This window comes from Segeticoccus sp. (assembly GCF_035708005.1).
In genome coordinates this window covers 1-2,623 of record NZ_DASSTI010000047.1, presented here as the reverse complement: position 1 = coordinate 2,623, position 2,623 = coordinate 1, and the positions used below count along the sequence as shown (strand labels likewise).

3 protein-coding genes are annotated in these 2,623 nt (G+C 70.8%); 1 reads left to right on the top strand and 2 read right to left on the bottom strand.

All coding sequences use genetic code 11. From position 1 onward, the window contains the following. A partial coding sequence (locus tag VFL99_RS05640) for an aldehyde dehydrogenase family protein (RefSeq protein ID WP_325105356.1) occupies window positions 1–753 on the bottom strand: 753 nt, incomplete at its 3' end. A gap of 170 nt (window positions 754–923) precedes the next feature. Here VFL99_RS05640 and VFL99_RS05635 point away from each other — a divergent pair. Next, window positions 924–1,277 carry a VOC family protein gene (locus tag VFL99_RS05635; protein ID WP_325105355.1) on the top strand — a complete coding sequence of 118 codons (354 nt, stop codon included), beginning with the start codon at window positions 924–926 and terminating at the stop codon, window positions 1,275–1,277. 37 nt (window positions 1,278–1,314) lie between these two features. Here the strand turns inward: VFL99_RS05635 and VFL99_RS05630 are convergent. Continuing rightward, window positions 1,315–2,623, bottom strand: a 1,309-nt coding sequence (locus tag VFL99_RS05630; protein WP_325105354.1) for an HNH endonuclease, incomplete at its 5' end; no start/stop codon positions are given.

Below are 2,623 nucleotides of genomic sequence, written 5' to 3'. Positions count from 1 at the left end.
CTTGGACAGGTTGATGCCGTCGCCGTAGACGAGGTTGATGACGCCCGGAGGCATCCCGGCCTCCTCGAGCAGCTCCATGATCAGCTGCGCGGAGCGGCTCTGCGTCGGCGACGGCTTCCAGACCACGGTGTTGCCCATGAGGGCCGGCGCCGTCGGCAGGTTGCCCGCGATGGCGGTGAAGTTGAACGGCGTGATGGCGTAGACGAAACCCTCGAGCGGCCGGTGGTCCAGCCGGTTCCACACGCCCTTGGCGTGGGTCATCGGCTGCTCGGCGAGGATCTCGCGGGCGAAATGGACGTTGAAGCGCCAGAAGTCGATCAGCTCGCAGGCCGCGTCGATGTCCGCCTGGTATGCCGTCTTCGACTGTCCCAGCATCGTCGCGGCGTTCATCCGCGCGCGCCACGGGCCGGAGAGCAGCTCGGCCGCCTTGAGCAGGATCGCGGCGCGGTCGTCGAACGACAGGGAACGCCAGCCAGGAGCGGCGTCCTTGGCGGCCTGCACCGCCTGGGCGGCCTCCTCGACGGTGGGGTTCTTCATCGTCCCGAGGATCTTGCGCTTGGCGTGCGGCTGCCGGACGTCGATCTTGCGACCGCCACCCATGACGCGCTTGCCCGCGATGGTGTGCGGCAGGTCGATGCGCTCACTGCCGATCTCGGCCAGCGCCTCCTCGAGCTCCTTGCGCTCGGGGCTACCGGGGGCGTAGTCGAGTCCCGGCTCGTTGCTCGGCGGGGGGACCTGGGTGGCTGAGTCCATGGGTGTAGCGCTCCTCCATGACAGTTCGGTGATCCTTCCGCTCCATGGTGTCACGGGTTCGGGGCACGCCGGTCCCCCGGACTCGGCGCAGCGAGCACCGAGCCGTGAGCGCAGCGGTGCCTGACGCCGAAGCGCAGATGTGCCCGGTGGCGCACGGGCATGCTGGGCCCATGTTGCGACTGCGCGGAATCACCCTCGACACTCCCGACCCCGAGGCGCTCGCCGGCTTCTGGCGCGCGGCCCTCGGCTACGACGAGCGGCCCCTCTGGGACGGCTACGCCGGGGGCACGGATCCCCACGGTCGGGACCCGCACCTGACCTTCCAACGCTCCGCGGCGGGCCGGCGGCTGCACCTGGACCTGTACTCCGACGATCCGGAGGAGGAGGCGGGCCGGCTCGTCGCCCTCGGCGCGGAGCGGCTGCGCCGGGTCGAGGAGGGCGACACCTGGTGGTGGGTGCTGCGCGACCCGGACGGCAACGAGTTCTGCATCATCGCTGCGCAAGGGGCCGGGCGCCAGCTCTGATGCGAAGCGCGCCGGATGGAGCCGACTGCTTCCCGGATCAGGCGGCCTCCAGCCCGGCGGCGACGTAGCGCGCCAGCCAGCTCCGATCGACGACGGGCCGCCTTCGGTCGGCACCACCGTGGGTCTGCGGTGGATCCGCGCCTTCCAAGGGTGGTGGTGCCGTGGAGGTATAGCGATGACCGGTCGGCGTGACCACCTCCACGGTGTGTGGAGTCTCGGCTACCACGGTCGCGGACCAGCCCGGCTGTTCCTTGACCAGATTGCCCAGTGCGCACAGCCCCTGGCCATTCGCCGCCGACGTCGGCCCGCCCTTGGCGTGCGCCACGACGTGGTCGGCGTGCCGGATCGGGGAGTCGCACCACGGCGTGCGGCAGGTCTGGTCCCGCGCCAGCAGGAACTGTCGCAACCCACTGTCGAACAGTCGCCGGCGCGAGTCCATCTGCACCAGCGCGCTGCCGTCCGGAGCGGTGTAGAGCCGGCGGAGCCAGGCCCGCGACTTCTCCCCGAGGAGCTCTCGAGCCACGTCCGCCGGCACGGGACCGTAACCGGCAACCCGGCCCGGCTCATCGCCGCCGGCGAGCAGGGTGCGATCGGTCATCACGAGCTGCACCTCCACGCCCACGTCGTCGGCCTTGGCCGCGCCCGTCAGCCGCTCGAACATCGTGTCGGCCATGATCTGACCGCGCGAGCGCTCGTCCCCAGCCGCCTTGAGCTGGTCCGCGTGTCGTGACAGGGCCACGTGAGCGGCGATGCCCTGCTTCACCGGCAAGAACCCGGTCAGGTAGGTCATCGTGTCCGGCGCAGGCCGGACCGTGACGCAACGGTCCTTGGCTGCACCGCGGGTGCGCCGTACGAGCGCTTCGGGATCCAGCTTCTGCGCCCAGGCCCGCGCCGCCGCCTCGAGCGCCGCATGGCCCAGGTCCCCCATCCGGTCGGCGAGCTCCGCATCCACGCGCCGGCGGTCCTCCACCGACAGTGTTGCGGTCGCCTTCACCAGGATCGTGGCCTTGAACTCGTTGATCGTCCCGGCCGACAACGCCGCGAGCGTGCACGGCATCTCCTTGGCCAGCGCTCTGGCGAAGCCGACGTGTTGGTTGCCTCGCTGCGGTGAGTCGCGTCGCGCCAGGGCCACCTCGCTGCCCACGCCGGATCCCTGGCGTTCCTTGCGGACTCCGAACGTGGCGTCCCACTCCGTGCGGGAGTCGTGCAGCGCTGCCGTGACGCGCGCCTGCTGCGCCGCACAGGCCGCCTTCAATCGCTCCAGCGCGGCAATCTGGTCGATCCGCTCGGCATTCCCGACCTCGGAATCCATCGCCGGCAGACGCTTCAGCAAGGCCAGCAGTTCG

Excerpts from the sequence above, each read along its gene's own strand:
- VFL99_RS05635 (WP_325105355.1), top strand. The coding sequence starts at position 924 with ATGTTGCGACTGCGCGGAATCACCCTCGACACTCCCGACCCCGAGGCG.